Origin of the sequence: Glycomyces luteolus (assembly GCF_027622875.1) — a bacterium.
GTDB lineage: Bacteria > Actinomycetota > Actinomycetes > Mycobacteriales > Micromonosporaceae > Glycomyces > Glycomyces luteolus.
The window spans coordinates 1-23,834 of record NZ_JAPZVP010000017.1 but is presented as its reverse complement, the minus strand read 5'-3'; the positions used below and the strand labels follow the sequence as shown (position 1 = coordinate 23,834).

The 23,834-nt window shown below is 69.9% G+C and carries 20 protein-coding genes; 12 read left to right on the top strand and 8 right to left on the bottom strand.

The annotated features are described in order from the left end of the window. Nucleotides 1-36: 36 nt before the first annotated feature. The 5 genes from O1R50_RS19550 to O1R50_RS19530 all read right to left on the bottom strand — a co-directional run bounded on the left by O1R50_RS19550 (nucleotide 37) and on the right by O1R50_RS19530 (nucleotide 6,870). The gene (locus O1R50_RS19550) at nucleotides 37-1,533 is read right to left on the bottom strand and encodes a ricin-type beta-trefoil lectin domain protein (RefSeq protein ID WP_270111864.1); all 1,497 of its coding nucleotides are present in this window, start codon (nucleotides 1,531-1,533) and stop codon (nucleotides 37-39) included. A gap of 176 nt (nucleotides 1,534-1,709) precedes the next feature. Then, the gene (locus tag O1R50_RS19545; RefSeq protein ID WP_270111863.1) at nucleotides 1,710-2,807 is read right to left on the bottom strand and encodes a Gfo/Idh/MocA family protein; all 1,098 of its coding nucleotides are present in this window, start codon (nucleotides 2,805-2,807) and stop codon (nucleotides 1,710-1,712) included. After that, a complete protein-coding gene (locus O1R50_RS19540) occupies nucleotides 2,786-3,487 on the bottom strand; it encodes a ThuA domain-containing protein (RefSeq protein WP_270111862.1) in 702 nt (233 codons plus the stop codon). Before O1R50_RS19540 ends, O1R50_RS19545 begins: the two co-directional genes overlap by 22 nt. A gap of 113 nt (nucleotides 3,488-3,600) precedes the next feature. Next, on the bottom strand, nucleotides 3,601-4,599 hold the full coding sequence (locus O1R50_RS19535) for a glycosyltransferase family 2 protein (protein WP_270111861.1): 999 nt from the start codon (nucleotides 4,597-4,599) through the stop codon (nucleotides 3,601-3,603). A 120-nt stretch (nucleotides 4,600-4,719) separates the two neighbouring features. Beyond that, nucleotides 4,720-6,870 carry an alpha-galactosidase gene (locus O1R50_RS19530; protein ID WP_270111860.1) on the bottom strand — a complete coding sequence of 717 codons (2,151 nt, stop codon included), beginning with the start codon at nucleotides 6,868-6,870 and terminating at the stop codon, nucleotides 4,720-4,722. Between the two features lie 261 nt (nucleotides 6,871-7,131). On the opposite strand from O1R50_RS19530, the gene O1R50_RS19525 reads away from it, so the two are divergent. The 10 genes from O1R50_RS19525 (at nucleotide 7,132) to O1R50_RS19480 (ending at nucleotide 19,166) form a co-directional block, all read left to right on the top strand. Then, complete coding sequence (locus tag O1R50_RS19525; protein WP_270111859.1) at nucleotides 7,132-8,823, top strand: ABC transporter substrate-binding protein; 1,692 nt, start codon at nucleotides 7,132-7,134, stop codon at nucleotides 8,821-8,823. A gap of 6 nt (nucleotides 8,824-8,829) precedes the next feature. Further along, nucleotides 8,830-9,798, top strand: a complete 969-nt coding sequence (locus O1R50_RS19520) for an ABC transporter permease (RefSeq protein ID WP_270111858.1) — start codon at nucleotides 8,830-8,832, stop codon at nucleotides 9,796-9,798. Then, nucleotides 9,795-10,793: an ABC transporter permease gene (locus O1R50_RS19515; RefSeq protein WP_270111857.1), complete on the top strand. Its 999-nt coding sequence runs from the start codon at nucleotides 9,795-9,797 to the stop codon at nucleotides 10,791-10,793. The genes O1R50_RS19520 and O1R50_RS19515 overlap by 4 nt, the downstream gene beginning before the upstream one ends. After that, the gene (locus O1R50_RS19510; protein ID WP_270111856.1) at nucleotides 10,790-11,629 is read left to right on the top strand and encodes an ABC transporter ATP-binding protein; all 840 of its coding nucleotides are present in this window, start codon (nucleotides 10,790-10,792) and stop codon (nucleotides 11,627-11,629) included. Before O1R50_RS19515 ends, O1R50_RS19510 begins: the two co-directional genes overlap by 4 nt. Next, nucleotides 11,626-12,531, top strand: a complete 906-nt coding sequence (locus O1R50_RS19505) for an ATP-binding cassette domain-containing protein (RefSeq protein WP_270111855.1) — start codon at nucleotides 11,626-11,628, stop codon at nucleotides 12,529-12,531. The genes O1R50_RS19510 and O1R50_RS19505 overlap by 4 nt, the downstream gene beginning before the upstream one ends. Next, complete coding sequence (locus tag O1R50_RS19500) at nucleotides 12,528-13,820, top strand: alpha/beta fold hydrolase (protein WP_270111854.1); 1,293 nt, start codon at nucleotides 12,528-12,530, stop codon at nucleotides 13,818-13,820. The genes O1R50_RS19505 and O1R50_RS19500 overlap by 4 nt, the downstream gene beginning before the upstream one ends. Beyond that, nucleotides 13,817-15,259: an aminopeptidase P family protein gene (locus O1R50_RS19495; RefSeq protein WP_270111853.1), complete on the top strand. Its 1,443-nt coding sequence runs from the start codon at nucleotides 13,817-13,819 to the stop codon at nucleotides 15,257-15,259. The genes O1R50_RS19500 and O1R50_RS19495 overlap by 4 nt, the downstream gene beginning before the upstream one ends. Beyond that, entirely contained in the window at nucleotides 15,256-17,667 is a 2,412-nt protein-coding gene (locus O1R50_RS19490) for a beta-L-arabinofuranosidase domain-containing protein (RefSeq protein WP_270111852.1), read from the top strand. Before O1R50_RS19495 ends, O1R50_RS19490 begins: the two co-directional genes overlap by 4 nt. Beyond that, on the top strand, nucleotides 17,664-18,341 hold the full coding sequence (locus O1R50_RS19485; protein ID WP_270111851.1) for a GntR family transcriptional regulator: 678 nt from the start codon (nucleotides 17,664-17,666) through the stop codon (nucleotides 18,339-18,341). The genes O1R50_RS19490 and O1R50_RS19485 overlap by 4 nt, the downstream gene beginning before the upstream one ends. A gap of 90 nt (nucleotides 18,342-18,431) precedes the next feature. Beyond that, complete coding sequence (locus O1R50_RS19480; protein ID WP_270111850.1) at nucleotides 18,432-19,166, top strand: SDR family oxidoreductase; 735 nt, start codon at nucleotides 18,432-18,434, stop codon at nucleotides 19,164-19,166. Between the two features lie 32 nt (nucleotides 19,167-19,198). On the opposite strand, the gene O1R50_RS19475 is transcribed toward O1R50_RS19480, so the two are convergent. Then, nucleotides 19,199-20,095 (bottom strand): RNA polymerase sigma-70 factor, encoded by an 897-nt coding sequence (locus O1R50_RS19475; protein WP_270111849.1) that lies wholly within the window; start codon nucleotides 20,093-20,095, stop codon nucleotides 19,199-19,201. Between the two features lie 143 nt (nucleotides 20,096-20,238). Between O1R50_RS19475 and O1R50_RS19470 the strand changes: the two genes are divergently transcribed. Then, entirely contained in the window at nucleotides 20,239-21,333 is a 1,095-nt protein-coding gene (locus O1R50_RS19470) for a cellulose binding domain-containing protein (RefSeq protein WP_270111848.1), read from the top strand. Between the two features lie 156 nt (nucleotides 21,334-21,489). Then, complete coding sequence (locus tag O1R50_RS19465) at nucleotides 21,490-21,894, top strand: DUF7144 family membrane protein (protein WP_270111847.1); 405 nt, start codon at nucleotides 21,490-21,492, stop codon at nucleotides 21,892-21,894. Nucleotides 21,895-21,906: 12 nt separating this feature from the next. On the opposite strand, the gene O1R50_RS19460 is transcribed toward O1R50_RS19465, so the two are convergent. Further along, nucleotides 21,907-22,971 (bottom strand): signal peptidase I, encoded by a 1,065-nt coding sequence (locus O1R50_RS19460; RefSeq protein WP_270111846.1) that lies wholly within the window; start codon nucleotides 22,969-22,971, stop codon nucleotides 21,907-21,909. After that, nucleotides 22,971-23,561: a hypothetical protein gene (locus tag O1R50_RS19455; protein WP_270111845.1), complete on the bottom strand. Its 591-nt coding sequence runs from the start codon at nucleotides 23,559-23,561 to the stop codon at nucleotides 22,971-22,973. The genes O1R50_RS19460 and O1R50_RS19455 overlap by 1 nt, the downstream gene beginning before the upstream one ends. Between the last annotated feature and the right edge of the window lie 273 nt (nucleotides 23,562-23,834).

The window sequence follows — 23,834 nt, the reverse complement described above, 5'->3', positions numbered from 1 at the left end:
TCTCGGTCGCGCGCCTCAAGGCGAGCCCTTCATTCTTTAGTAGACGCTCGCTCCGATCCAGTCGTCGTAACCGTAACCTGCCGGGTCGGCGTAGTCGCGGTCGGTGAGGACCAAGGCAGTCGGTCCGCACTGCGTCAGGACCAGCGATGCACCCGTCCCAGTGCCGTCGAAGCCGAGGCACAGGTCCGGGTGGCCGACGGGGTGGATGCCGGTGCCGGTCGCGTCGAACTCCTGGTTCAGCCCGCCGTGGCAGTCCCACAGGACCAGCGGGGTCCCGGCCTGCATCCGGCCGCTCTCGACGTCGACGCAGCGGTCGTGGCTCAGCTCCACGTGCAGCGAGCCCCGCTCCTCGTCGAACCAGAAGCCCTGATTGCGGGCGCCGTTGCAGTTCCAGGCGATGAGTTCGGTGCCGTTGCGGGAGTCGTAGCCCTCGGCGTCGGCGCACAAGCCGCCCGAACTCTTGAGGTCCTGGAATTCGAGCAGCCCTTCGTAGAGCACGGCGCTGCCGGTGCTCGCCGGGTCGACGCACGTCGAGGTCGGCCACTCCGGATGCTCGTAGAACTCGGTGATGCACTGCGCGAACGCCCCGTGCCCGAGGTAGTTGGGGTGCAGCGACTGCCGGAACGCGTGCTCTGAAGGCAGCTCGCCCACTTCGACGTAGACGCCGCGCGCCCACGGCTGCGCCTCGCACACGCCGTGGCCGTCGAAGAGACGCTGCGCGTCGAGGTAGCGCGCGCCCTTCCCGAGCGCGGCCTCGCGGATGCCCTGCTCGAACAGGGGCACGGCCTTGTTCCGCGCGAAGGCCGCGTCAGCGAGGTAGAGCAGGCAGCCTCCCGCGTACCAGCCGGGGAAGTCCGGGTTGTCCTCCACATCGGGCCCGCCGGGACTGGGGTAGGACATGACGACGAGGTCGTAGTCCGTGGCGAGGTAACCGGCGTCGTTCATGGTCTCGCGGACGCCGTCGATGGCGTTCTCGACGCCCTCCTGGCTGACCTCGACGCGGGCCGCCCAGTCGTCGGTGTGGCTGTCCCAGCACGGCCCGAGGAACAGGATGCGGTTGGTAGCGCACTCGGTGGCGACCGGCCCGAACTCGATGCCGCCGGCATCGTTGGCGCCCACCACGATCCACACCAGCTTCACGTGGGTATTGCGGGCCTTGATCGCGAGCTGGTCGCCCTGGTTGAGCTCGTTCCACTGCTGCTCGCCGCTGCCCTCGAGCAGGTGCGGGGAGGCGGCGCCGGAGCACGCGACGTTGTACCGCTCGTCGCTCTCGATGCCGGTGCGGAAGAGCGCCTGGTCGAGCGAGCGGTCGCACCAGTTGCCGTCCGTGTGCGTGCCGGGCTCGTAGTTGCCGACGCCTTCGCCGGAGATCTCGCTGTCGCCCATGGAGACCAGCGAGGTCTTGCGCTGCTCGAGGGGGAGGATGCCGGGGCCGCCGTAGAGCTCGGTCGCTTCGGCGGCGCGCACGGCCTCGAGGTGGTCGGGCAGCGGAACGGGATCGGGCCGTTCCGCCGCCTGGGCCGATGAGGCCATTGTGGACAGAGTAAGGGTAGAGAACACCGCTGCGGCCAGCGCAGCGGTGATCCTGTTCCGGGGAGTGGACATGGCAGTCTCCTGTTCGGAAACATCGCTGTCGACGGATCGTAAAAGCGAGACTACCGTTACTCCACGGTAATGTGAAGATTGTCGGATTGATCAATTTCGATATTTCAGGCGGCGGTCCAGTCGGCATGAGCCGTGAGCGGCACCAGCTCCGGGCGTGCCACCGTGGTCCGGATGTCCAGCCGCCCGCCCGTTTCGGCAGAGCGCAGCAGCGAGGTCATCACCTCGAGGACGTGCAGCGCGAGCGCGCCGTCCGCCCGCGGGGCCCGATCCCCCTGCGCCCGGGCCATGTCGATGAGCCCGACGCCCCGGCCCGATTCGGCGTACCCGGCGCTGGCCGGGAGCACGATCCGGTCGTCGCCGATCCGGTGGAGGCTCACCTCGCCGTCGAAGTGGTTCGGGTCGGGCACGCCGATGGTGCCCTCGGTGCCGTGCACTTCGATGTTCGGGGCCTGCGTGGCGTGCCCGTCGAAGCTCATCACGAGGGTGCTCAGCGCGCCGCCCGCGTGTTCGAGGATGCCGGTGACGTGCGTGTCGATCGAGACCGGAACCTGTTCGCCCGCACGGGGACCGGAGTGGATGGTCCGCTGGTCGCGGGAGCGGCTGGAGGCGCCCGTGACCGAGACGACCGGGCCGAGCAGGTGCACGAGCGCGGTCACGTAGTACGGCCCCATGTCGAGCAGCGGCCCGCCGCCCTCGGTGTAGTAGAAGTCCGGGTTCGGGTGCCAGCGCTCGTGGCCGGAGGCGATCATCGTCGCCGTGGCGAACGTCGGGGTGCCGATGTCGCCCTTGTCGATCGCGGCTCGCGCGGTCTGGGTTCCGGTGCCCAGCACCGTGTCCGGTGCGCAGCCGACCCGCACGCCCGCCGCGTCGCCGGCCTCGACCACGCGCACGGCGTCGTCGAAGGCGGCCGCGAGCGGCTTCTCTCCGTACACGTGCTTGCCCGCCGCGATGGCCCGCAGTGCGATGTCGGCGTGGGCCGCGGGGATCGTGAGGTTGAGGACGGTGTCCACATCGGGGTGTGCGACGAGTTCGTCCACGCTGAGCGGCGCGGCCCCGGTGGCCTCGGCGACCTCGGCCGCGCGCGCCTCGTTGAGATCGGCGACGGCCGCGATGCGGATGCCCGGGCAAGCCGAGAACGTGTTGAGGTACTGGCCGGAGATGGCTCCGAGGCCGACAATGCCTACGCCGTGCGGGTCGCCCACAGCATGCCCCTTTCGATGATGGTGCGGACGTTCTCGTCCTGGAGGATGTCGACGCTGTGGCCGGGGGTGGCGACGACGATGCGTCCCTCGCCCCACTGGCGCGTCCACACGGCCGGGGAGGTGATCGGCCGGTGCCACGGGTGCCACGGCCGAACGGGGTGGGTGGTCGTGGCGAGGACGTCGATGAGGTCGTCGTGCAGCACCCAGTACTGCTCGGTGTCGAGCTCGAAGTCCTCGAGGCCCTCCATGATCGGGTGCTTGCGGCCGAGCTCGGTGAGTTCGACGGTGTAGGGCAGGTAGTTGTCCTCCTGGCTCCCCTTGCACATACCCGGTTCCTTGGAGGGGTGGGTCGCGAACTGGCCGCCGATGAGCTGCAGGTAGTCCGAGGAGTTCCGGTAGGAGTCGGCGATGCCGCCGTGCCAGCCGACCATGCCGGTGCCCGCCGCGACGGCGTCGCGCAGGCCTTTGAGCTGGTCGTGGCTGATCTCGGACATCGTCACGCTCTGGACGATGAGGTCGGTCGCGGCGAGGGCTTCCGTGTCGGCGTACACCTCGGGGGACTCCTCGACCCGCACTTCGAAGCCGTTCTCCCGCAGGAAGGGAAGAAACAGTTCAGTCGCCTCGACCGGTGCGTGCCCCTCCCATCCGCCTCGGACGACCAGGGCTTTTCGCTCGCTCATATGGTTCCTTCGCCGGTGCTCTGACACCGCTTGTCGAATCGTTTTCATGCCTCGCGGATCGACCGTAGCCGATGGCGCGACCGACCGCAACGGTCTTCCCGGCCGATGCTGATTTACCGAGACATATAAAAAGTTTCCAGTTCTCGGAGCAGTGCCGGATCGGCCTCGGCCCGCTTCAGCAACCCGTCAGCCTCGGTCAGGCTCATCGCGTTCGACCAGTACCCCCGGAACAGGTACGCGTCGAGCGACCGGTGCCGATCGCAGAAGTGCGCGAGGTTCCGCATCAACTGCGCCTTCATGATCCGCCCGGCAGCGACCGGATCGGGATCGGCGAGCGGGTGCACCTGGTGATAGTTCACCGCCTCCGCGTTCACCGTGAACCGCAGCCCGGACCGGTGCAGCCGGTAACTCAGGTCGGTGTCCTCCATACCCCAGCCCGTGAAGGCCTCATCGAAACCGCCGACCGCCGCGACGGCCTCGCGCGGCACCGCCAGGTTCGCGGTCGTGGCCAGGCCCCAGCCGAACCGGAAGTCCTCCAGGTCCGGCCCGAACTCCTCGACGACCTGCCGGTAGTTGTCCCGCTCCTCGCCCAGGTCGACGCGGGCCAGCGCGCCCTCGGCGTCCGCCTCCAGCTCGCCCGCCTCCAGGAGCCGCAGCGGCTCGCGCAGCCGCGCGGTCCCGCCCACCCTGAACGCCAGGCGCATCAGGTCGGCCTCGCCGATCGGCAGCATCCCCGGCCGCCACCACGTGAGCGCCCGCCGCTTCCAGCCGATCACGCCGCCGCCGTCCGCGGCGTCCGCGTGCGCGGCCACGAAACCGGGTGCGGCCAGCCGGTCGTCGTCGATGAAGACGACCAGATCCCCTTGGACCCGTTCAAGGGCCGCGTTCCGAGCCGCCGCCCGGCCCCGGTTCTCCTGCACCACGACCTGGAGATCGAGCCGGTTCGCGAAGGGCGCCACCACATCGGCTACACCGCCCCGCGTCCCGTCGTCGCACACCACCACCTCGAACCGCGACTCGGTCTGCGCGAGCAGCGATTCGAGCGTGAACGCGAGGTATTCGCGCTTGTCGCAGGTCGCCATGACAAGGCTGACCGAAGGCCGGTTCGCCATCGAGGTCTCCAGGGGCGGTGAGGGGGACGCGCGGCGCGCTCACCCTAACACCGGGGTGCACGGAAAACGGGGCCTCGCACCGAGTGCGCGGCCCCGCCCGAACCGTGTTGCGCCGCTAGATCATTCTGCGGTCAGGTGGATCATGACCGCCTGCACCGGCCATAGGCCCGGCGGTTGCAGTCCGACCTCGGCGAGGACGCGGCCCGAGACGGTGACCGGGTCCTTGCCGAGCCACGGCGGCGTCGTCCAGCCGTGCTTCGAGTCGCCGATCTCGTCCCGCACCCGCAGCATGTAGCGGCGCTGCGGGTCGAGCCCGTCGAGCCGGACCCGCTCGGGCAGCGCGTCTTCGATGGAGGCGACCGTGGCGATGGTGAACACCGCTTCGGAGCGGTCGGCCGCGACGACGCCGCGCACGCGCAGCGCCGGGTCCACCACGTCGGGGTGGACGACTCGGCCGGTGTGCAGCAGGCCGCGCAGCTCCTTGTAGAGCGCGCCGAACGCCTTGATCTGCTCGGTCTCCGATTCGTTGCAGGACATGATGTCCCATTCGAACCCGGCCGATCCCTGCAGCGAGGTCGCGATCCGGTAAGACAGCGGCGTGGCCCGCCCGGAGGAGTGGGCGGGGGAGGGGCCCACGTGGGCGCCGATCATCTCGGGCGGCAGCACGAGTTCCGTCCAGCGCTGGATCTCCTGGCGCTCGACGGGATCGTTCGAGTCGGAGGCCCAGACCCGGTCGGTGCGCGCGAGGATCCCGAGGTCGGTGCGGGCGCCGCCGGACGAGCACGACTCGATCTCGAGGCCGGGGTGGTCGGCCTTGAGCCGGTCGATGAGCCGGTAGGTCGCGAGGGTCTGCGGGTGCGTGCCCGGCCGCCCGTCATGGACCGCTTCGACCAGGTCGCGGTTGTGGTCCCATTTGATGAACGCGATGCCGAGCCGCTCGACGAGCGTCGACATCTGCGAGCGGATGTGCTCGAACGCTGCGGGATTGGCGAGGTCGAGCACGTACTGCGTGCGGAACGAGATCCCTTCGGGGGACGGCACGGAGGCCGGATTGGCGAGCAGCCAGTCGGGATGCGCGCGGGCGAGGTCGGAGTCGAGGTTCACCATCTCCGGCTCGAACCAGAGGCCGAACTGCATGCCGAGGGACCGCACTAGCTCGGCGAGCGGTTCGAGGCCGTCGGGCCAGACCGCGGGGTCGACCTCCCAGTCGCCGAGGCCGGACCGGTCGTGGCGCCGGGCCATGAACCAGCCGTCGTCGAGCACGAACCGCTCCACGCCGATCTCGGCCGCTTTGCGCGCCAGGGCTTCCAGCCGCGCCGGGTCGTGGTCGAAGTACACGGCCTCCCACGTGTTGAGCACGAGCGGGCGGGCGGTCTTCGGGTGCTGGGGGCGCTCGCGCATCCAGGTGTGGAAGCGGTCCGCGATGCCGTCGAGGCCCGTGTCCGACCACGAGAAGTACGCGGTCGGCGCCTGGTAGGAATCGCCGCTCGCGAGGCGGATCTCGTTGGGGCGCAGCAGCTCGCCCGCGCCGATCAGCGTCACGTGGTCGGTGTGGCGGTCGGTGCGGTGGCGCACGTCGGCGCTCCAGCCGAGGTGCACGGCCCACACGTTCCCGGTCCGGTTCCGCGGAGTCCCGTTGGAGGCCAGGGCGACCCACGGCGAGTCGTGGCCGCCGCGGCCGCGCCGCGACTCGCGCACGGTGGTGCCGCGCGGGATCGCGGACGTCGCCGGGGCCTTCTCGCGGGCCCAGCGGCCGGTGAAGGAGGTGAGGTGATCGGCGGTCTTCGGCACGGGCAGCGTCGCCTCCAGCCAGGCGACCTCCACGGTCCCGCCGCCGTCGTTGCGCAGCTCGTGGCCGACCAGGACGAGTCCGCCCGCGCCGATCGCGAGCCGGGTCAGCAGCGTCAGGCCCGCTTCGGCATCGACGGCGGTGACCTCCGCGGAGGCTTCGCCGGTCTGCTCGACGGTCGCCGTCCAGCGCGGGAAGAGCGGTCGCCCGTCCCTCGTGGCGAGGAGCGCCGGACGACCCGACCAGCCCTCGGACTCCTGCGGCGCCAAGGAGAGCCGCCACGCGGCGTCGAGGGTGCCCGGTGCGGTCTGCCGTCCCGTCAGCCGGTCGAGCCCGTCGAGGTCCGCGGCTTCGAGCGGTCCGAGGTCGGCGCCCCAGTGGAGCACGGCCGGGAGGCCCGATGCCGGCGCGGCGGCGCCGCGCCCGTCCAAGACGAGGGCCACGCCGTCGCGGCGCAGGAGTGTCCAGGTTCCGTTCTTCACGATGCTCCTTCGAAGGATGCGGACAGGGCTTGCGGCGCTTGAGAAGTCGATCGTCTTGGCGCCGCAGCGCGTTTCAGCATGTCGATGGGCACGGTACATGACTTAACCGGGTTAAAGAAACCCGATTCTCACGCCATTCCAATGGTATGTGATATGTGATATGTTACTGCGAATCCGAAGGCGTGAGGCCGGCAGCCAGCGGGTTCCAACGATGCGCACCCCCACCCCGCACGCCCGCGCGAACTAGCGATAGGACCCCCCATGATCAGAAAAGCAACCCGTGCGGCGGCGGCGCTCGCAGCCGCGGCGCTGCTGCTCACCGCCTGTTCCGGCGGCGACCAGGAAGCGACCGGCGGCGACGGCCCCGGCGGCACGCCCCAGACCGGCGGTACCGTCCACATGCTCCAGAACGCCGACTTCTCCTACCTCGACCCCGCCCGCGGCTGGGACGGCGGCGTCAACGCCTTCTACCGCCTCGTCTACCGCGGCCTCACCATGCAGGCCGCGGGCGACGCCGAAGACCCGAACGCCGTCGTCCCCGACATGGCCGAAAGCCTCGGCACGCCTTCGGAAGACGGCCTCACCTGGACCTACACCCTCAAAGAGGGCCTGAAGTTCGACAACGGCGACCCCATCACCTCGGCCGAGCTCGAATTCGGCATCTCCCGCGCCTGGGACCCCGAGATCGGCATCGGCTCGCCCTGGCTCAAGAACACCGTCGAGGCCCCCGCCGATTACCTCGGCCCCTACCAGTCCGGCGAGCACCCGGGCATCGAGACGCCCGACGAGCGCACCATCGTCTTCCACCTCAAGGCCCCGTTCCCGGAGTTCGACAACGTGGTGTCGCAGGTCAACGCCGTGCCGTTCCCCGTCGGCACCGGCGCGGGCGACGAGTTCATCAAGGACGTCATCGCCTCAGGCCCTTACACCCTCGACTCGTACACGCCCGGCAGCTCCATCAAGCTGGTGCGCAACGAGCACTGGGACCCCGACACCGACGACGTGCGCAAGGCCTACCCGGACGCGTGGGAGTTCGAGATCGGCCTCGAAGGCGCCACGATCGACGAGCGGCTCCTCGCCGGGCAGGGCTCCGACGTCAACGCCATCTCCGGCAAGATCCAGCCGGCCACTCTGGCGCGCCTCCAGACCCCCGAACTCCAGGAGCGGGTCATCAGCGCCGAGGCCTACTGCGTCACCTACATGGGCATGGACACCACCCAGGCGCCCTTCGACAAACTCGAAGTGCGCCAGGCGATGAACTACGCCGTCGACCGCACGTCCCTCCAGACCGCCTCGGGCGGCAACCAGCTCGCCCTTCCGGCCACCACGATCATCCCCGACGCGGTCAACGGCCACAAGGACTTCGACCTCTACCCGAGCGAAGGCAACGCCGGCGACCCGGAGAAGGCCAAGGAACTGCTCGCGTCCGTGGGACTCGAGGGCGGATTCTCGTTCACCCTCGACATCCGCTCCAACCCGATCATGCAGGCGCAGGCCGAATCCATCCAGCAGGCCCTCGCCAAGATCAATGTGGACGTGCAGCTCAACGTCATCGACACCTCCACCTTCTACGAGACGATCGGCACGCCCTCGCAGATGCACGACGCCGCGATCACCGGCTGGTGCCCCGACTGGGCCTCCAGCTCCAGCACCATGGTCCCGCCGCTGGTCGACGGCCGCGTCATCACCGAGAAGGGCAACACCAACATCGCGCAGATCAACGACCCGGGCATCAACGCCCGCATCGACGAGATCCGGGCGATGACCGACCTCGAAGCGGCGAACACCGAATGGGGCGAGTTCGACGAGGAGGTCATGGCGCTGGCGCCCATCGTCCCGCTGCTCCAGGAGCCGAGCGTGTTCCTGCCGGGCGAGAACATCGCCGGGTACATCCCGAACACGAGCATGACCGACCTGACGATCATCGGCCTGAGCGACCCTTCGCGGGGCTGATCACCGATGACCTTCACTCCGACTGAGCTCGAAGTCGAAGGCGCGGCGGGCGGTGAGGTGGTGCGCGAGGGCGCACCCGTCCCGCCGCCCGCCTCCGGGCGGCGAGTCGCCCGCGCCTTCCTCCGCGACCGCGCGGCCGTGGCCTGCAGCGTCTACATCGTCCTGATCGTCCTGATGGCGGTCGCCGCGCCGCTGCTGGTGAAGATCAGCGGCTACGGGCCCCTGGAGTTCGACCAGGACGCCGTCGACCCCAACCTGGGCGGCATCCCGCTCGGGGCCGCGGGCGGCATGGGCGCCGACCACTGGTTCGGCGTCGAACCGGGGAACGGGCGCGACATCTTCGCCCGGATCGTCTACGGCGCCAGGGTCTCGATGCTCATCGCGATCTCGGCGACGCTCCTGACCACCGCGCTGGGCGTCGTGTTCGGGCTCATCGCCGGATACTTCGGCGGCCGCGTCGACATGGTGATCTCCCGCGTCATGGAGTTCCTCATGGCGTTCCCGGCGCTCATCTTCATGATCGCCGTCCTCTCGGCCCTGCCCGCCGAGAACCGCCAGATCCTGCTGGTGCTGGTGATCTCGTTCTTCGGCTGGCCGTACCTGGCCCGCATCGTGCGCGGGCAGACCATGTCGCTCAAGGAACGGGAGTTCGTGGAGGCCGCGAAGGCCTCGGGGGCCACCAGCGCCCAGATCATCTTCAAGGAGATCCTGCCGAACCTCGCCTCCACGATCATCGTCATGACCACGCTCGCCGTGCCCGGCTACGTGGGCACCGAGGCGGGCCTGTCGTTCCTCGGCGTCGGCGTCGTACCGCCGACCCCGTCATGGGGCCAGATGATCGCGAGCTCCGTGCCCTGGTACGCCGTCGATCCCGCCTACTTCCTCATCCCGGGGGCCTTCCTGTTCCTGCTCGTGCTCTCCTTCACCGTGCTCGGCGACCGCATCCGCAAACTGCTGGGGGAGGGGACGGCATGATCCGCTTCGTCGCCAACCGGGTGCTCGGGATGCTCATCGTGCTGTTCCTGGTGTGCCTGTTCACCTTCGTGATCTTCTTCGCGCTCTCGCCCGACCCGGCGGTGCAGATCTGCGGCAAGAACTGCACACCCGAAGCGATCGACCAGATCCGCGCGAACCTCGGCGTCGACCAGCCGTTCTGGACCCAGTTCGGGACCTTCCTCTCCGGGCTCTTCGCGGGCCGCGCGTACGGGACGGGACCGAACGCGATCGACTGCGCCGCACCGTGCCTCGGCTACTCGTTCCAGTCGAGCCAGGCCGTTACGGACATGATCGTCCAGCGCCTCCCGGTCTCCGCCACCGTCGCGATCGGGGCGGCCGTGCTCTGGCTCCTCGCGGGCGTCGCCGGAGGCCTGCTCAGCGCCGTGCGCGAGGGCAGGTTCGCCGACCGCTTCATCGCGGGCCTCACCCTCACCGGCATGTCGATCCCGAACTACGTGCTGGCGCTCTCGCTCCAGTTCCTGCTCGTGGTCACCCTCGGCTGGCTGCCGTTCCCGCAGGCCGTGCCGTTCTCGGAGGATCCGCTCCAGTGGTTCCAGAACTTCCTGATGCCCTGGATCGTGCTCGCCATCGGCATGGCCGCCGTCTACACCAGACTCACGCGGGCGAACGTGATCGAGACGCTGCAGGAGAACTACGTGCGCACCGCCCGCGCCAAGGGCCTCAGCCCCGGCCTGGTGTGGCGGCGGCACGCGCTGCGCCCGGCCCTCACGCCGATCGTCACGATCTTCGGCATGGACTTCGCCGGCCTGCTCGGCGGGGCCCTCATCACCGAGACCGTGTTCGGGCTCAACGGCATCGGCAAGATGGCCGCCGATTCGATCACGAAGAACGACCAGCCGGTCATCATGGGCGTCACCCTGCTCGCGGCCTTCCTGGTCGTCGTCGGCAACATGGTGGTCGACCTCCTGTACACGGCCATCGACCCGCGAGTGCGAGTGGGGAGCTCGGCATGACGGACACGCTGCTCCACGTACGCGGCCTCACCGTGGGCTTCCCGAACGCGCACGGCCCCAACGAGGTCGTGAAGTCCCTCGACTTCGACCTGGAACGCGGCGGCGCGCTCGGCATCGTCGGCGAGTCCGGCTCCGGCAAGTCGATGACGAGCCTCGCCATCATGGGCCTGCTCCCCAAGGGCGCCAAGCGCACCGGCTCCATCGAGTTCGACGGCGCCGAGCTCACCGACCTGCCCGAACGCGCGATGCGCTCCTACCGGGGCGACCGGATCGCCATGATCTTCCAGGATCCGCTCTCCTCCCTCAATCCCTATTACACGGTGGGGACGCAGATCGCGGAGGCCTACCGCTCGCACCGCTCCGGCGTGACCCGCCGCCAGGCCCGCACCATCGCGATCGAGGCGATGGAACGAGTCCGCATCGGCGACGCCGCGAAGCGGGTCGACCACTACCCGCACCAGTTCTCCGGCGGCATGCGCCAGCGCGTCATGATCGCGATGACCCTGAGCATGGAGCCGGAGCTCATCATCGCCGACGAGCCGACCACCGCCCTCGACGTCACCGTCCAGGCCCAGATCCTCGACCTCCTGGCCGAGATCCGCTCCGACACCGGCGCCGGGCTCATCCTCATCACCCACGACCTCGCCGTCGTCAGCGAGGTCACCGACCACCTCGTCGTCATGCGCGACGGCGACCTCGTCGAGCAGGGCCCGGCCGAGCGGATCTTCACCGATCCGCAGGCGCCGTACACGCGGATGCTCCTGGACGCCGTGCCGCGCATCGACGACGAGATCGGGCTGCTCCGCACCCTGCCGACCACCGAGGAGGCCCGATGACCGGCGAAACCGTGCCGCGCCAAACCGTGCCGACCGAGTCCTCGTCCGCCGAGACCCTGCTCCGCGCGAGCAATCTCGTCAAGGAGTTCACCGTCTCCGGCGGCGGGCTCCTCGGCCGCTCCGGGAAGTTCCGTGCCGTGGACGACGTCTCGCTCGAAGTCCGCAAGGGCGAGACCCTCGCGCTCGTCGGCGAATCGGGCTCGGGCAAGTCCACCACCGCGCGCCTCATCGCGCGGCTCATCGGCACCACGAGCGGCACGATCGAGTTCGACGGCCGTGAGGTCCACGCGCTCACCGGGAAGGCGCTGCACGGTTTCCGCAGCGAAGTGCAGATGGTCTTCCAGGACCCGTACTCCTCGCTCAACCCGAAGCACACGGTGGAGCGGATCGTCACCGCGCCGCTCGCCTACCAGCGCCGCCCGATCCCCGGTGGCGCGCGCGCCTTCGCCGGGGCGCTCATGGAGCGCGTCGGCCTCGACCCCGACCACGCGACGCGCTTCCCCGCCCAGTTCTCGGGCGGGCAGGCCCAGCGCATCGGCATCGCCCGCGCGCTCGCCGTGTCGCCCAAGCTGATCATCGCCGACGAAGCGGTGTCGGCCCTCGACGTCTCGGTACAGGCGCAGGTCATCAACCTGCTCAGACGCCTCCAGGACGAGGAGGGCTTCAGCTACCTGTTCATCGCCCACGACCTCGCCGTCGTGCGGCAGATAGCGACCCGCGTGGCGGTGATGAACGGCGGCCGGATCGTCGAGGCCGGCGACCGCGACGCCGTGTTCGGCTCGCCGCAGCACGAGTACACGCGTAAGCTCCTGGCCGCCGTCCCGCGCATCCGGCCGGAGTGGGACGCGGCGAGAAGACGGAACGACCAGGCCCGCCGCGAACGAGAGGACCCCGGAGCATGAAGGAGCCCCAAGTGGAGTACGCGCTGCCGGGCATCTGGGTGCGCGAGCGGTACACGGCCGTCCCGCTCGACTGGTGGCACCCGGAGGACGGCGAGATCGAAGTCTTCGTGCGCGAGCTCGTCGACCCCGAGAAGCGCGGCGACGACCTCCCGCTCCTCACCTACCTGCAGGGCGGCCCCGGCGGGGCGAACCCCCGCCCGCTCGAGCCGAGCGGATGGATCACCGAGGCGCTGGGGCACTACCGGATCGTCCTCGTCGACCAGCGCGGCACCGGCCGCAGCACTCCGCTCGACGCTCAGATACTGTCCGTAATGGACGGCCAGACTGGCGCGGATCACCTGGCGCACTACCGCGCCGACTCGATCGTCCGCGACCTCGAGCACGTCCGCGCCACCATCTACAACGGACGCAAGTGGGCGACGCTCGCGCAGAGCTACGGCGGCTGGCTCACCCTCGCCTACCTCTCCCACAAGCCCGAAGCCCTCGCCGCCGCGTACGTGTGCGGCGGCATCCCCGGCAACCCGATGAGCGCCGAGGAGGTCTACCGCCGCACCTTCGACCGCGTCGCCGCCAAGACCCGCGAGTACTACCGCCGCTACCCGCAGGACGTCGACGCGGTCGCCAGGATCGCCGACCGCCTTGCGGCGGAACCGGTCCTGCTACCGGACGGCGACGTGCTCACCGTGCGCCGCTTCCAGTCCCTCGGCAACGACTTCGGCATGAAACCCGGCTTCGAGCGCATGCACTGGCTCGTCGAGGACGCCTTCGTCAGGGGCGACCGCCTCTCCGAAGGCTTCCTCGCCGCCGTCCTCGCCCGCACCTCCTCCGCCGCCAACCCGCTCTTCTGGACCCTCCAGGAGTCCATCTACGGCGACGGGCCCAACGGCCCCACGGCGTGGGCCGCCCAGCGCGAACGTGACCGCCGCCCCGAATTCGACGAGCGTGTGCGGCCGCTCCCGTTCACCGGCGAGATGGCCTTCCCCTGGATGTTCGAGGAGGTCCGGCTCCTGCGCGGCTTCGGCCCTGCCGTGCACGCCCTCGCCGCCCGCAAGGAGTGGAGCCCGATCCTCGACCCGGAACGACTGGGCGCCAACGAGGTCCCGGTCGCGGCGGCCGTCTACTTCGACGACATGTTCGTCGACTCAGGACTGCAACTCGACACCCTGCGCGGCCTCGGCAACGCCCAAGCGTGGGTCACCAACGAATACGAGCACGACGGCATCGGCGCCGAGCGGGTCTTCGCCCGCCTCCGGGAGCTGGTGCGCGACCGTGGAGGAGAACGGCGATGACCGACGCAAGGCCGCCCTACGCGGGCACCCGCTACCCGAGGATCGCCGAGCTCAAGGCGTTCACCGACCACATCGCCACCGGTTGGGCCACCGACCCGGTCCCCGCGAACCCGGTCGCGGGCGCGGCCGAGGCCGCCCACGCACATCGCCGCCGCCTCAGCGAGCGCCTGCCCGGCGAGATGATCGTGGTCCACTCCGGCACCGCCCCCACCCGCAACGACGACAACACCTACGCCTTCCGCCCCGACAGCGACTTCGTGTGGCTCACCGGCTGCCAGGCCGAGGACGCCGCGCTCGTCATGACCCCGCGCCCCGGCGGCCACGACGCCCGCCTCCACATCCCGCCGCCCTTCCGACCCGGAGAGACCGGCTTCTTCCGCGACATGAACCACGGCGAACTCTGGGTCGGCGCCTCACCCGGCCTGCCCGCCTGGGCCGAAGCCCTCCAGATCGACGTGGCACCACTGCGGGACCTCGAAGACGCCGACCTCAAGGGCGCGTTGACGATCCAGACGGTGGACCCGTCCTTCGCGGCCGACCACGGACTCGAACCCTCGGAACTCCTCGACCGCCACCTCTCGGTCCTCCGCATGGTCAAGGACGCGTGGGAGATCGAGCAGATGCGCCTCGCCGTCGACACCACTGTGGAGGGCTTCGCCGCAGTCGCCCGCGAGATCCCGCGCGCGATCGGCGACGGCACAGGCGAGGGGCTCGGCGAGCGCTGGCTCCAAGGCACCTTCGACCGCCACGCCCGAACCCACGGCAACGGCGTCGGCTACACCACGATCGTCGGCTCCGGCCCCAACGCTCCCATCCTCCACTGGGTCCGCTGCGACGGCCCCGTCCTCCCCGACGCCGCGCTCCTGCTCGACATGGGCGTCGAAGCCGACAGCCTCTACACCGCCGACGTCACCCGGACCCTCCCCGCGAGCGGCACCTTCAGCCCGCAGCAGCGCGAAGTCCACGACCTCGTCGAGCGAGCCCACCGCGCCGGCATGGCGCAGATCCGCCCCGGCGTCCAGTACCTCGACTTCCACTTCGCTGCCATGGAAGTCATCGCCCAAGGCCTCCACGACTGGGGCCTCCTCCCCGTCTCGGTCGACGAGTCGCTCTCCCCGGAGGGCCAGTTCCACCGCCGCTACCTCGCCTGCGGCATCGGCCACCACCTCGGCCTCGACGTGCACGACTGCAGCCACGCCGAATACGACGACTACATGGCCGCCGACCTCGAACCCGGCGTCGTCATGACCGTCGAACCCGGCCTCTACTTCCATGCCAACGACCTCACCGTGCCGCCCGAGCTGCGCGGCATCGGCGTGCGCCTAGAAGACGACCTCCTCGTCACCGAGGACGGCGCGGAAGTCCTCTCCGGCGCACTCCCGATCGATGCCGCAGGGGTCGAGGCATGGACGCAGGCCCGCCTGCGGGAGGCCGCATGACGGTGCCTCCCCGCCTGCGGCCCTTCGCACTCGGCGCGGTCCGCGTCGACGACGCGAGCGTCTTCGCCCGCGCCCGCGACGAGATGCTGCACCTCGCGCGCGTCTACCCCGTCGACCGCCTCCTCGCCGTCTTCCGCCGCAACGCCGGACTCGACACTCGCGGAGCCGCCCCGCCCGGCAACTGGGAGGACTTCGGCCACCCCGCGGAACAGGCATGGAGCGAGGCGGACTACCCCGGCCGCGAGCACGCGCCCACCGCGAACCTCCTGCGAGGCCACTACGCCGGGCACTTCCTCTCCATGCTCGCCATCGCGGCGGCGGGCGAGCGCGATCCCGTCCTCAAAGCCAAGGTGGACGGACTCGTCATGGGCCTGGGCGAAGTCCAGTCCGCGCTCGCCGCGACCGGGCGCTACTCCCACCCGGGTTTTCTTGCCGCCTACGGCGAATGGCAGTTCGCGCGCCTCGAGGACTACGCCCCGTACGGCGAGATCTGGGCGCCCTACTACACCTGCCACAAGCTCATGGCCGGGCTGCTCGACGCCCACGAACTCACCGGCAGCAAGCAGGCCCTCCCCATCGCCACCGCGATGGGACACTGGGTCCACCACCGCCTGTCGCGCCTCGCTCCCGAACGCCGCCAGAAGATGTGGTCCCTGTACATCGCGGGGGAGTTCGGCGGAATGAACGAGACCCTGGCCCGGCTCGCGGTCGCGGCACGCGTGCCGCTGTTCCTGGAGACCGCCTCGTTCTTCGACCAGGAGCACGTGCTCGAAGCGGGCGCGGCGGGCACCGACATCCTCACGGACATGCACGCGAACCAGCATCTGCCCCAGCTCATCGGCTACGTCGACGAGTACGAGCAGACCGGCGAGCCGCGCTACCTCCAAGCGGCGCAGGGCATCTGGGACCAGATCGTGCCCGGCCGCATGTACGCGCACGGCGGCACCGGCGAGAGCGAGCTGTGGGGTCCGCCGGACACGGTGGCCGGGGACGTGGGCCATCGCAACGCCGAGACCTGCGCCGCCTACAACCTGCTGAAACTCGCGCGCAGGCTCTTCGCGCACACCCGCGATCCGGCCTATATGGACTACTACGAGCGCACGGTCCTCAACCACGTGCTCGGCTCGCGCCGGGCCGCCTCCTCAGACGTCAGCCCCGAGGTCACCTACATGTTCCCGGTCCACCCGGGCGCGTTCCGCGAGTACGGCAACACCGGCACCTGCTGCGGCGGCACCGGCCTGGAGAACCACGTCAAGTACCAGGACACGATCTACTTCCACGGTGAGGTCGACCTCTACGTGAACCTGCCGATCGACTCCGAACTCGACTGGAGGGAAGCCGGGCTCCGCGTCCGGCTCCGCTCGGGCTATCCGCTGGGCGAGGGCGTCACGCTCGCGTTCGACGGCGCGGCCGCCGAGGAACGCACGGTCCACCTGCGCGTCCCCTCCTGGGCCGCAGGCGATCTCGAGCTGCGCCTCAACGGCGGGCCGACCGGGGCGACCCCGGTCCCCGGTGCGTATGTGTCGCTGACCCGGGCTTGGCGATCCGGCGACGAACTCCACCTCACCACCCCGGCCCGGCTCCGCGCCGAACCGATGCCCGATGACGATCGGCAATGCGCGCTCTTCCTCGGGCCGACGCTCCTCCTGGCCTGTTCGGAGCTGACCACCCCGCTCCCGTTCCCGCTCGCGGCCCGCAGCGACGGCGAAGGGCTCATCACGGACCGAACGGGGCCCGAACTGCTCGCCGAACTCGCGGCGGAGGGCGTCGTGACGCTCGACGGCGTCGCGTTCGAGCCGTGCTGGTCGGGGCTGGACACGAGATACCACATGTACGTCCGGTCGCACGAGGCCGAGATCGCGTTCGGCGGCATGGAGACCGGCATGCCCGCCGTCGCCGTCGAGATCCTCGGCGAACCGGCCCCTTCGGGCTGGTACACGACCGCGCCCTCCATCCGCCTCCACGCCCTCGAAGCCGACACCGCCGACTCGGGCCCATTCCGACTGGAATGGCGCCTCGGCGAGGGCGACTGGCAGCCCTATACGGCGCCCTTCCCGGTCGAAGCCGAAGGCGCCCAGTACATCGAGGCCCGCGTCCGCGACAGCGGCGGCCGCACCGCCACCACCGGCCGCGAACTGAGCATCGACACGACCCCGCCGAAATCGCGGGCCACCGTGAAGGAACTCGGATCGAGCTGGGAGATCACCCTGCACGCCGCCGACGAGGTCTCCGGCGTCGAGCGCATCCAATGGGAGGGCCCGGGCACGTTCTGGGGGACTTTCCAGGAGGCGTTCGTGCGCGCGATCGGCCCTGAGCCGCAGGTGATCGAGTACGCCGCGACCGACCGAGCGGGCAACGAGGAACCGCGGCGGCGGCTCGTGATCCCCGGGCAGGACGGCGCTCGATGAGCGACCGCCGCCTGGAACCCGGCGAGAGCCTGCGCGTGCGCATCGGCCGGATGCTCTCGCTCGCGATCATCTCCGGCGAGCTCGCACCGGGAACGCTGATGACCGTGCCCCGAGTGGCCGAGCGGTTCGCGGTCTCGGCGACGCCGGTCCGCGAGGCGATGCTCGACCTCGAGACCCGCGGGTTCGTGGAGACGGTGCGCAACAAGGGCTTCCGGGTCACCGCGGTGAGCGATGAACTGCTCCAGGACATCGTCGAGATCCGCCTGCTGCTCGAGCCGCCCGCGATGGCCCGCGTCGCCGGGGACTTCCCGGCCGAGCGGCTGGCGGGCTTCCGCGCCCAGGCCGACGCGATCGTGGACGGGGCCCGCACGGGCGACCTCCACGCCTATCTCCTCGCCGACCAGCGCTTCCATCTCGAACTGACCGCGCTGCTCGGCAACGACGTGCTCGTCGAGACGATCGCGGACCTGCGCGAGCGCACCCGCCTCGTCGGCCTCGTCTCGATGGTCGAGTCGAGCCGCCTGCACGTCTCGGCGGACGAGCACCACCGCCTCCTCGACCACCTCGCCGCGGGTGACACGGGCGCCGCCGAGACCCTCATGCGCCAGCACATCCGCCACGCGATCGGCTGGTGGGCGGGCAGAACCGAGGAGCCTCGCCCTCCCGGCGCCTGAGTTTTCCCGGTTTTCCTGTCACAAACCCGGGGCCTGCGCTGTCCTAGCTCGTATCGGGGCGGCCCACCGCCCCGCGAACAGGAGGAAAATATGAAGATCGCTGTCATCGGCGGTACCGGGCGCATCGGATCGCAGGTCGTGGACATCCTGAACGGCCGCGGGCACGAGGCGGTGCCGCACTCGCCGTCCACCGGGCTCGACGTCCTGTCCCGGCAGGGCATGCCGGAGGCGCTGGAGGGCGCCGACGTGGTGGTCAACCTGACGAACTCGCCGACCTTCGACGAGGCGTCGTTCGAGTTCTTCCAGCAGAGCATGGACAACATGCTGCAAGCCGCCGACGCCGCCGGAGTCGGGCACGCGGTGATCCTCTCGATCGTGGGCGTGGACCTGGTGCCGGAGCTCGACTACTACCGCGCCAAGACACTCCAGGAGGATCTGCTCAAGGCCGGGCCGGTGCCTTACACGATCGTGCGTTCCACGCAGTTCTTCGAGTTCATGGACGCGGTGATGTCCTGGACCTCGGACGACACCGCGGTGCGGCTGCCCGCCACGCCCGTCCAGCCGATCGCGGCAGCCGACATCGCGGCCGCGGTGGCGGAGGCGGCCGCGGGCGCCCCGCTCCAGGGCACGCGCGACGTGGCCGGGCCCGAGGTGTTCGCGCTCGACGAGCTCGGTCGGATCACCCTTGCGGCCCAAGGCGATTCGCGCACGGTCGTCACCGACGACACGGCCGGGATGTTCGCCGCGGTCAAGGGCGACGCCTTGGTTCCCAAGGGGGAGGCCGTGATCGCGAAGACCTCCTACCGGGAATGGCTCGCGCGTTAGCCGGTGCGGGCCCGCGCCCGCGCGGGCCCGCCTCAACCCCGCTGCGGCAGCGCCCGCAGCTTCTCGGGGTTCACCATCCACAGGACCTGGTGGATGCCCGCGTCCGAGGCGCTGACGGTGACGACCCCGTAGATCTCGCCGTCGCGGCGCAGCACCGCGCCGGCCTGGCCGTTCACGTCGACCAGCTCGATCTCGACGGCCTCCCAGAACCAGTCCGCGATGGCCGCGAGGAACTTCGCGACCCGCATCGGGCCCACGATCGCGCGCCGCGAGACCTGGTGCGCGCCATTGCCGTCGGACAGGCTGGTCACGTCCGCGGCGAACAGCCGCTCGAGTTCGTCCAGGTCGCCCGACTTCGCGGCGGCGAGGAACACGGACAGGAGGCGGCGCTGCGCGTCCGGTCGCACGGGCGCGCGCCGCCCTCCGGCCATGTGCTTGCGGGCCCGGCTCACCAGCTGCCGCACGGCGGCCTCGCTCGAGCGCAGGATCTCGGCGATCTGCGCATACGGATAGTCGAAGGCCACCCGCAGCACGTACGCGGCGCGCTCGTTGGGGGAGAGCTTCTCCATGAGCAGCAGCGCCGCGAACTCCAGGGCCTCGCCGCGCTCGGCGCCGAGGTACGGATCGGCCTCGGTGTCGACCGGTTCGGGCAGCCACGGCCCGATGTAGGTCTCGCGCCGCGCCCGGGCCGACTCGAGTGCGTTGATCGCGAGCCGCGTCGTGGTGGTCGCGAGGAACGCGCCGGGGTGCACCACCTTCGCGCGGTCGTACGCCTGCCAGCGCAGCCAGACGTCCTGCACCAGGTCCTCGGCCTCGGCGGCGCTGCCGAGCATCCGGTAGGCGATGCCGAACAGGCGCGGCCGCACGCTCGTGAAGACCTCGGCGGCGTCGTCGAGGCCGTTCGGAACGCGTTCCGCACCACTCGCCACGTCCCGCCCCTTCCGCTCCTGATCGGAGCGTACTCCGCGACGCCGGGCAAGCGATCCCGCGAGAGCGGCACATTCATATACTTGACTGTGTAAATTAAAGCTAGCTACGATCACCGGGAGCGCTCCCGAAAGGACGTAGCGATATGCGAAGTAAACGAAGCAGGCGGCTGGCCCTCACCACCGCCGCGGTCGCGGCCCTCGGCGCGGGGGCGCTGACGATCGCCACCGCCAACCAGGCGCACGCCGAAGACGGCTGCGAAGTCGAGTACAAGATCGTCAGCAGCTGGGGCAGCGGCTTCCAGGCGAACGTCGCGGTCACCGCCGCCGAACCGATCGACGGCTGGGAGATCACCTGGGACTTCCCGGCAGGAACCCAGGTCTCCAGCGCCTGGAACGTCGACTGGGACCAGTCCGGCACCGACTTCACCGGCGCCGACGTCGGCTGGAACGCGGCCATCGGCTCCGGCCAGACCCGCGAGGTCTTCGGCTTCATCGGCTCCGGCAGTACCGCCGCCCCGCAGGCCATCTCGGTCAACGGAGACCTCTGCGACGGCCAGGTCGACCCCACCGAGACCCCGACCGACCCGACCGAGACGCCCACCGAGGACCCGCCCGGCGAAGCCGTCAGGATCATGCCGCTCGGCGACTCCATCACCGGCAGCCCCGGCTGCTGGCGCGGCAACCTCTGGGACCTCCTCGACAAGGCCGGCCACGAGGTCGACTTCGTCGGCTCCCTCTCCCAGGCCTGCAACCCCGCGGGCTCGGACCCCGACCACGAAGGGCACGGCGGCTTCCAGGTCACCCAGTCCGTCGCGAACGGCAACGTTCGCGCCTGGCTCGAGCAGAACACCCCGGACGTGCTCATGATGCACTTCGCCACCAACGACGTCTGGTCGAACATCCCGCCCGCCCAGATCCTCGCGGCCTACACCCAGATCGTCGCGGACCTGCGCGAACTCAACCCGGACGCCGTCATCCTGGTCGCCCAGATCATCCCGCTCCACCCCGACGCGTCCTTCGGCTGCACCGACTGCCCGCAGCGCGCGATCGACTTCAACGCCACGATCCCGGCCTGGGCCGCCGAGCACACCACCGCCGAGTCCCCGATCGTCGTGGTCGACCAGTGGACCGGCTTCGACCCCGCCGTCGACACCTACGACGGCGTCCACCCCGACGAGGACGGCTACGTCAAGCTCGCCGCCAACTGGTTCGAAGCACTCGACCAGGTCCTTTCCTGAGCGCGGTCGTTCCTGAACGCAGCCTCTCCTGACCGAGGAAGCCGGGCGCCGCACGCGGCGCCCGGCGTCCGGTCCGGCGGAAACTTCCGTGTTTCACCTGGAAAACGGACGAATCAGGCTTACCGTGAGGGCAAAGTCCTTCACGAGGAGGTCGAGATGGACGGGGAAACGAAGGCGGCTTGGGCCGCCGGAGGCATGGTGTTCGCCGCGATCAGCATGATCATGATCGGCGTCTGGCAGGCGATCGAGGGCATCTTCGGGATAGCCACCGATGAGTTCTACACCGAAGTCGCGGATTACGTTGTCAACGTCGACACCACCGCCTGGGGCTGGGTCCACCTCATCCTCGGCGTGATCACGGCGCTGGTGGGCTGCGCGCTCTTCACCGGGGCCACCTGGGCGCGGGTCCTCGGCATCACGCTGGCGAGCCTGGTACTCATCAACAACTTCCTGTATCTGCCGTTCTATCCGTTCTGGTCGCTGCTGATCATCGCCCTCGCGGTCTTCAGCATCTGGGCCATTGCGGTGGCCCCGAAGCCCTCGGAGGCCGCCTACCGCTGACGCGGTGTGCTGTCACGGGACGGTCTCGCAGGCCGTCCCGTTGAGCGCGAAGTCGTTCGGGACGGCCATCGCCCAGGTGTCCTCGGGATCGTCGTACTCGCCCCCTCCGGTGATGTTGAGGGTCTGGATGTAGGCCGTCCCATTCGCGGGCACCGGCCCCATCCAATCGGCGCTGGTGTAGACCACCGACGCGCCCGACTGCTCCACCGTTCCGCCGTTGGGACTGGCCGCCGCGATCTGATCGGCGGTGAACGTCCAGCTCAGCTGCCACGGATAGACGATCTCGAAGTCGGAGTGGTTGTAGACCGTCGCCGTGCCTCCGGCCCCCTGGTAGCCGTAGAAGTCCCAGTGCACGCCGCAGTCGCCGCCGCCACCCGAGTCCCACTCGCCGGTTCCAATGGCGCCCGAGGCTTCGGCGGCCGCGGTGAACTCGGACATCTCGGTCCCGCCACCGCGCATCACGACGAGGTACCCGCCGGAGGCCAGGACCACCACGGCCACGAGCCCTTCGGCGACAGTGCGCGTCCCCGCCTGCCCTCGGGGGATGAGCGGGGCCGGGAATGAGCCGCGCACCAGGAAGATCAGGAACGCCGCCGCGATGAGCACTGACGGCCAGTCGCCGGCCTGGATCCAGACGACCGGCAGGCCGATCCAGGGAACGAGGATTCGTCCGAGTCCGATGACGTTCTCCGGCGGCACCGGGGTCGAATCGGCGCTGGAATTCGCGTCGCCCTTGGTGACGAACGTGCCGTCGTCGTTGATCTGCAGGATGCGGTGCAGCAGCCGCTCCTCGGGGTCGGCCGGGTTGACGAAGGAGATGACCTGCCCCGGACGCAGCTCGTCCGTGTCGATCTCCGAGACGAGCACCAGGCTGCCCACCGAGATGAGCGGCTCCATCGAGCCGCTCATGACCGTGGACCCCTGGAAGCCGAACGGGCGCGGCACGAAGGCGATGACCACCAGCGTGATGAGGAGGACCGTGGTGGCCAGGCACAGCGCGAGGCGCACGACCGTGGGCCAGGGCATCCGCTCGATGTACGCCAGATCCCTTTCGACGCGGTTGCGGACCCGGTCCATCAACTCGTCGTCTGGGCTTCCCAGACGAGTGTGATGCTCGCGTTCTTGCCCGCGGCGTCGTTGGTCGCCCCGGAGTTGAGCGTGAATTCGAACGTGTAGTCGATCGAGGCGGAGGCGGCCATGGAGTCCTCCATGAGGCCGCTCGCCCAGTCGGTGGCGCTGCCGAATTCGGCGAGCGTGGTCGTGACCGCTGAAGCCGCGCCGGTGCTGCTGATGGTGAGGTCGAGCTGTTCGGAGAGGTATCCGCCGCTGTCGTCGCTCAAGCCCGACGAGTAGAGCTTCAAGTCGAACGGCACCGAGCCCACATTGCTCGCCTTGACCACGACGGTCTTGCTGTCACCGGGGGTCAGTCCGGCGAGGTCGAACGCGGTCGACGAGGTGCCGCCCTGGGTGATCTCCGCGGCGATGTCCGGGGCTCCCGCGGTCTCTACGCCGCCGCCGACCTGGGCTTGATCGGAGAACGCGGCGGTCGACGCGCGATAGACCAGCCACGCGGCGACCAGCACCGCGACGGCGACCAGGATGCCGATGAACCAGACCTTCCCGCCTGCCTGCCTGCGCGGTTCGACTTCCTCCGCGAAGTGCGCCATGCTGCTCCTCCATATGCTCCGGTGAACCGCTTCGTATCGGAAAGCGGTCAAAATCGGATGCTAACCCCGCGTGATGGCGTGATTGCACGATTCGTCCACAAAGCATGCGTAGTGGCAGACATGAACAGCTACTGGTAGGACTGCGGTATCCGACTAGAGCGGATGAGGGTGGGTGGGCCGGCGTCCCCGCTTAGGCGCAGAGCCGCAAGAGTGTGGGCGTCCCCCTGGACAGCGCCGTCGCCGGTTCCCGCGGATGGCGCCGCTCGCCCAACG

Coding starts and splice junctions, on each gene's coding strand:
- O1R50_RS19490 (WP_270111852.1), top strand. CDS start 15,256: ATGACGGTGCCTCCCCGCCTGCGGCCCTTCGCACTCGGCGCGGTCCGC.
- O1R50_RS19460 (WP_270111846.1), bottom strand. CDS start 22,971: ATGGACCGGGTCCGCAACCGCGTCGAAAGGGATCTGGCGTACATCGAG.
- O1R50_RS19515 (WP_270111857.1), top strand. CDS start 9,795: ATGATCCGCTTCGTCGCCAACCGGGTGCTCGGGATGCTCATCGTGCTG.
- O1R50_RS19550 (WP_270111864.1), bottom strand. CDS start 1,533: ATGGCCTCATCGGCCCAGGCGGCGGAACGGCCCGATCCCGTTCCGCTG.
- O1R50_RS19465 (WP_270111847.1), top strand. CDS start 21,490: ATGGACGGGGAAACGAAGGCGGCTTGGGCCGCCGGAGGCATGGTGTTC.
- O1R50_RS19505 (WP_270111855.1), top strand. CDS start 11,626: ATGACCGGCGAAACCGTGCCGCGCCAAACCGTGCCGACCGAGTCCTCG.
- O1R50_RS19540 (WP_270111862.1), bottom strand. CDS start 3,487: ATGAGCGAGCGAAAAGCCCTGGTCGTCCGAGGCGGATGGGAGGGGCAC.
- O1R50_RS19520 (WP_270111858.1), top strand. CDS start 8,830: ATGACCTTCACTCCGACTGAGCTCGAAGTCGAAGGCGCGGCGGGCGGT.
- O1R50_RS19525 (WP_270111859.1), top strand. CDS start 7,132: ATGATCAGAAAAGCAACCCGTGCGGCGGCGGCGCTCGCAGCCGCGGCG.
- O1R50_RS19535 (WP_270111861.1), bottom strand. CDS start 4,599: ATGGCGAACCGGCCTTCGGTCAGCCTTGTCATGGCGACCTGCGACAAG.
- O1R50_RS19510 (WP_270111856.1), top strand. CDS start 10,790: ATGACGGACACGCTGCTCCACGTACGCGGCCTCACCGTGGGCTTCCCG.
- O1R50_RS19470 (WP_270111848.1), top strand. CDS start 20,239: ATGCGAAGTAAACGAAGCAGGCGGCTGGCCCTCACCACCGCCGCGGTC.
- O1R50_RS19495 (WP_270111853.1), top strand. CDS start 13,817: ATGACCGACGCAAGGCCGCCCTACGCGGGCACCCGCTACCCGAGGATC.
- O1R50_RS19480 (WP_270111850.1), top strand. CDS start 18,432: ATGAAGATCGCTGTCATCGGCGGTACCGGGCGCATCGGATCGCAGGTC.
- O1R50_RS19500 (WP_270111854.1), top strand. CDS start 12,528: ATGAAGGAGCCCCAAGTGGAGTACGCGCTGCCGGGCATCTGGGTGCGC.
- O1R50_RS19455 (WP_270111845.1), bottom strand. CDS start 23,561: ATGGCGCACTTCGCGGAGGAAGTCGAACCGCGCAGGCAGGCAGGCGGG.
- O1R50_RS19485 (WP_270111851.1), top strand. CDS start 17,664: ATGAGCGACCGCCGCCTGGAACCCGGCGAGAGCCTGCGCGTGCGCATC.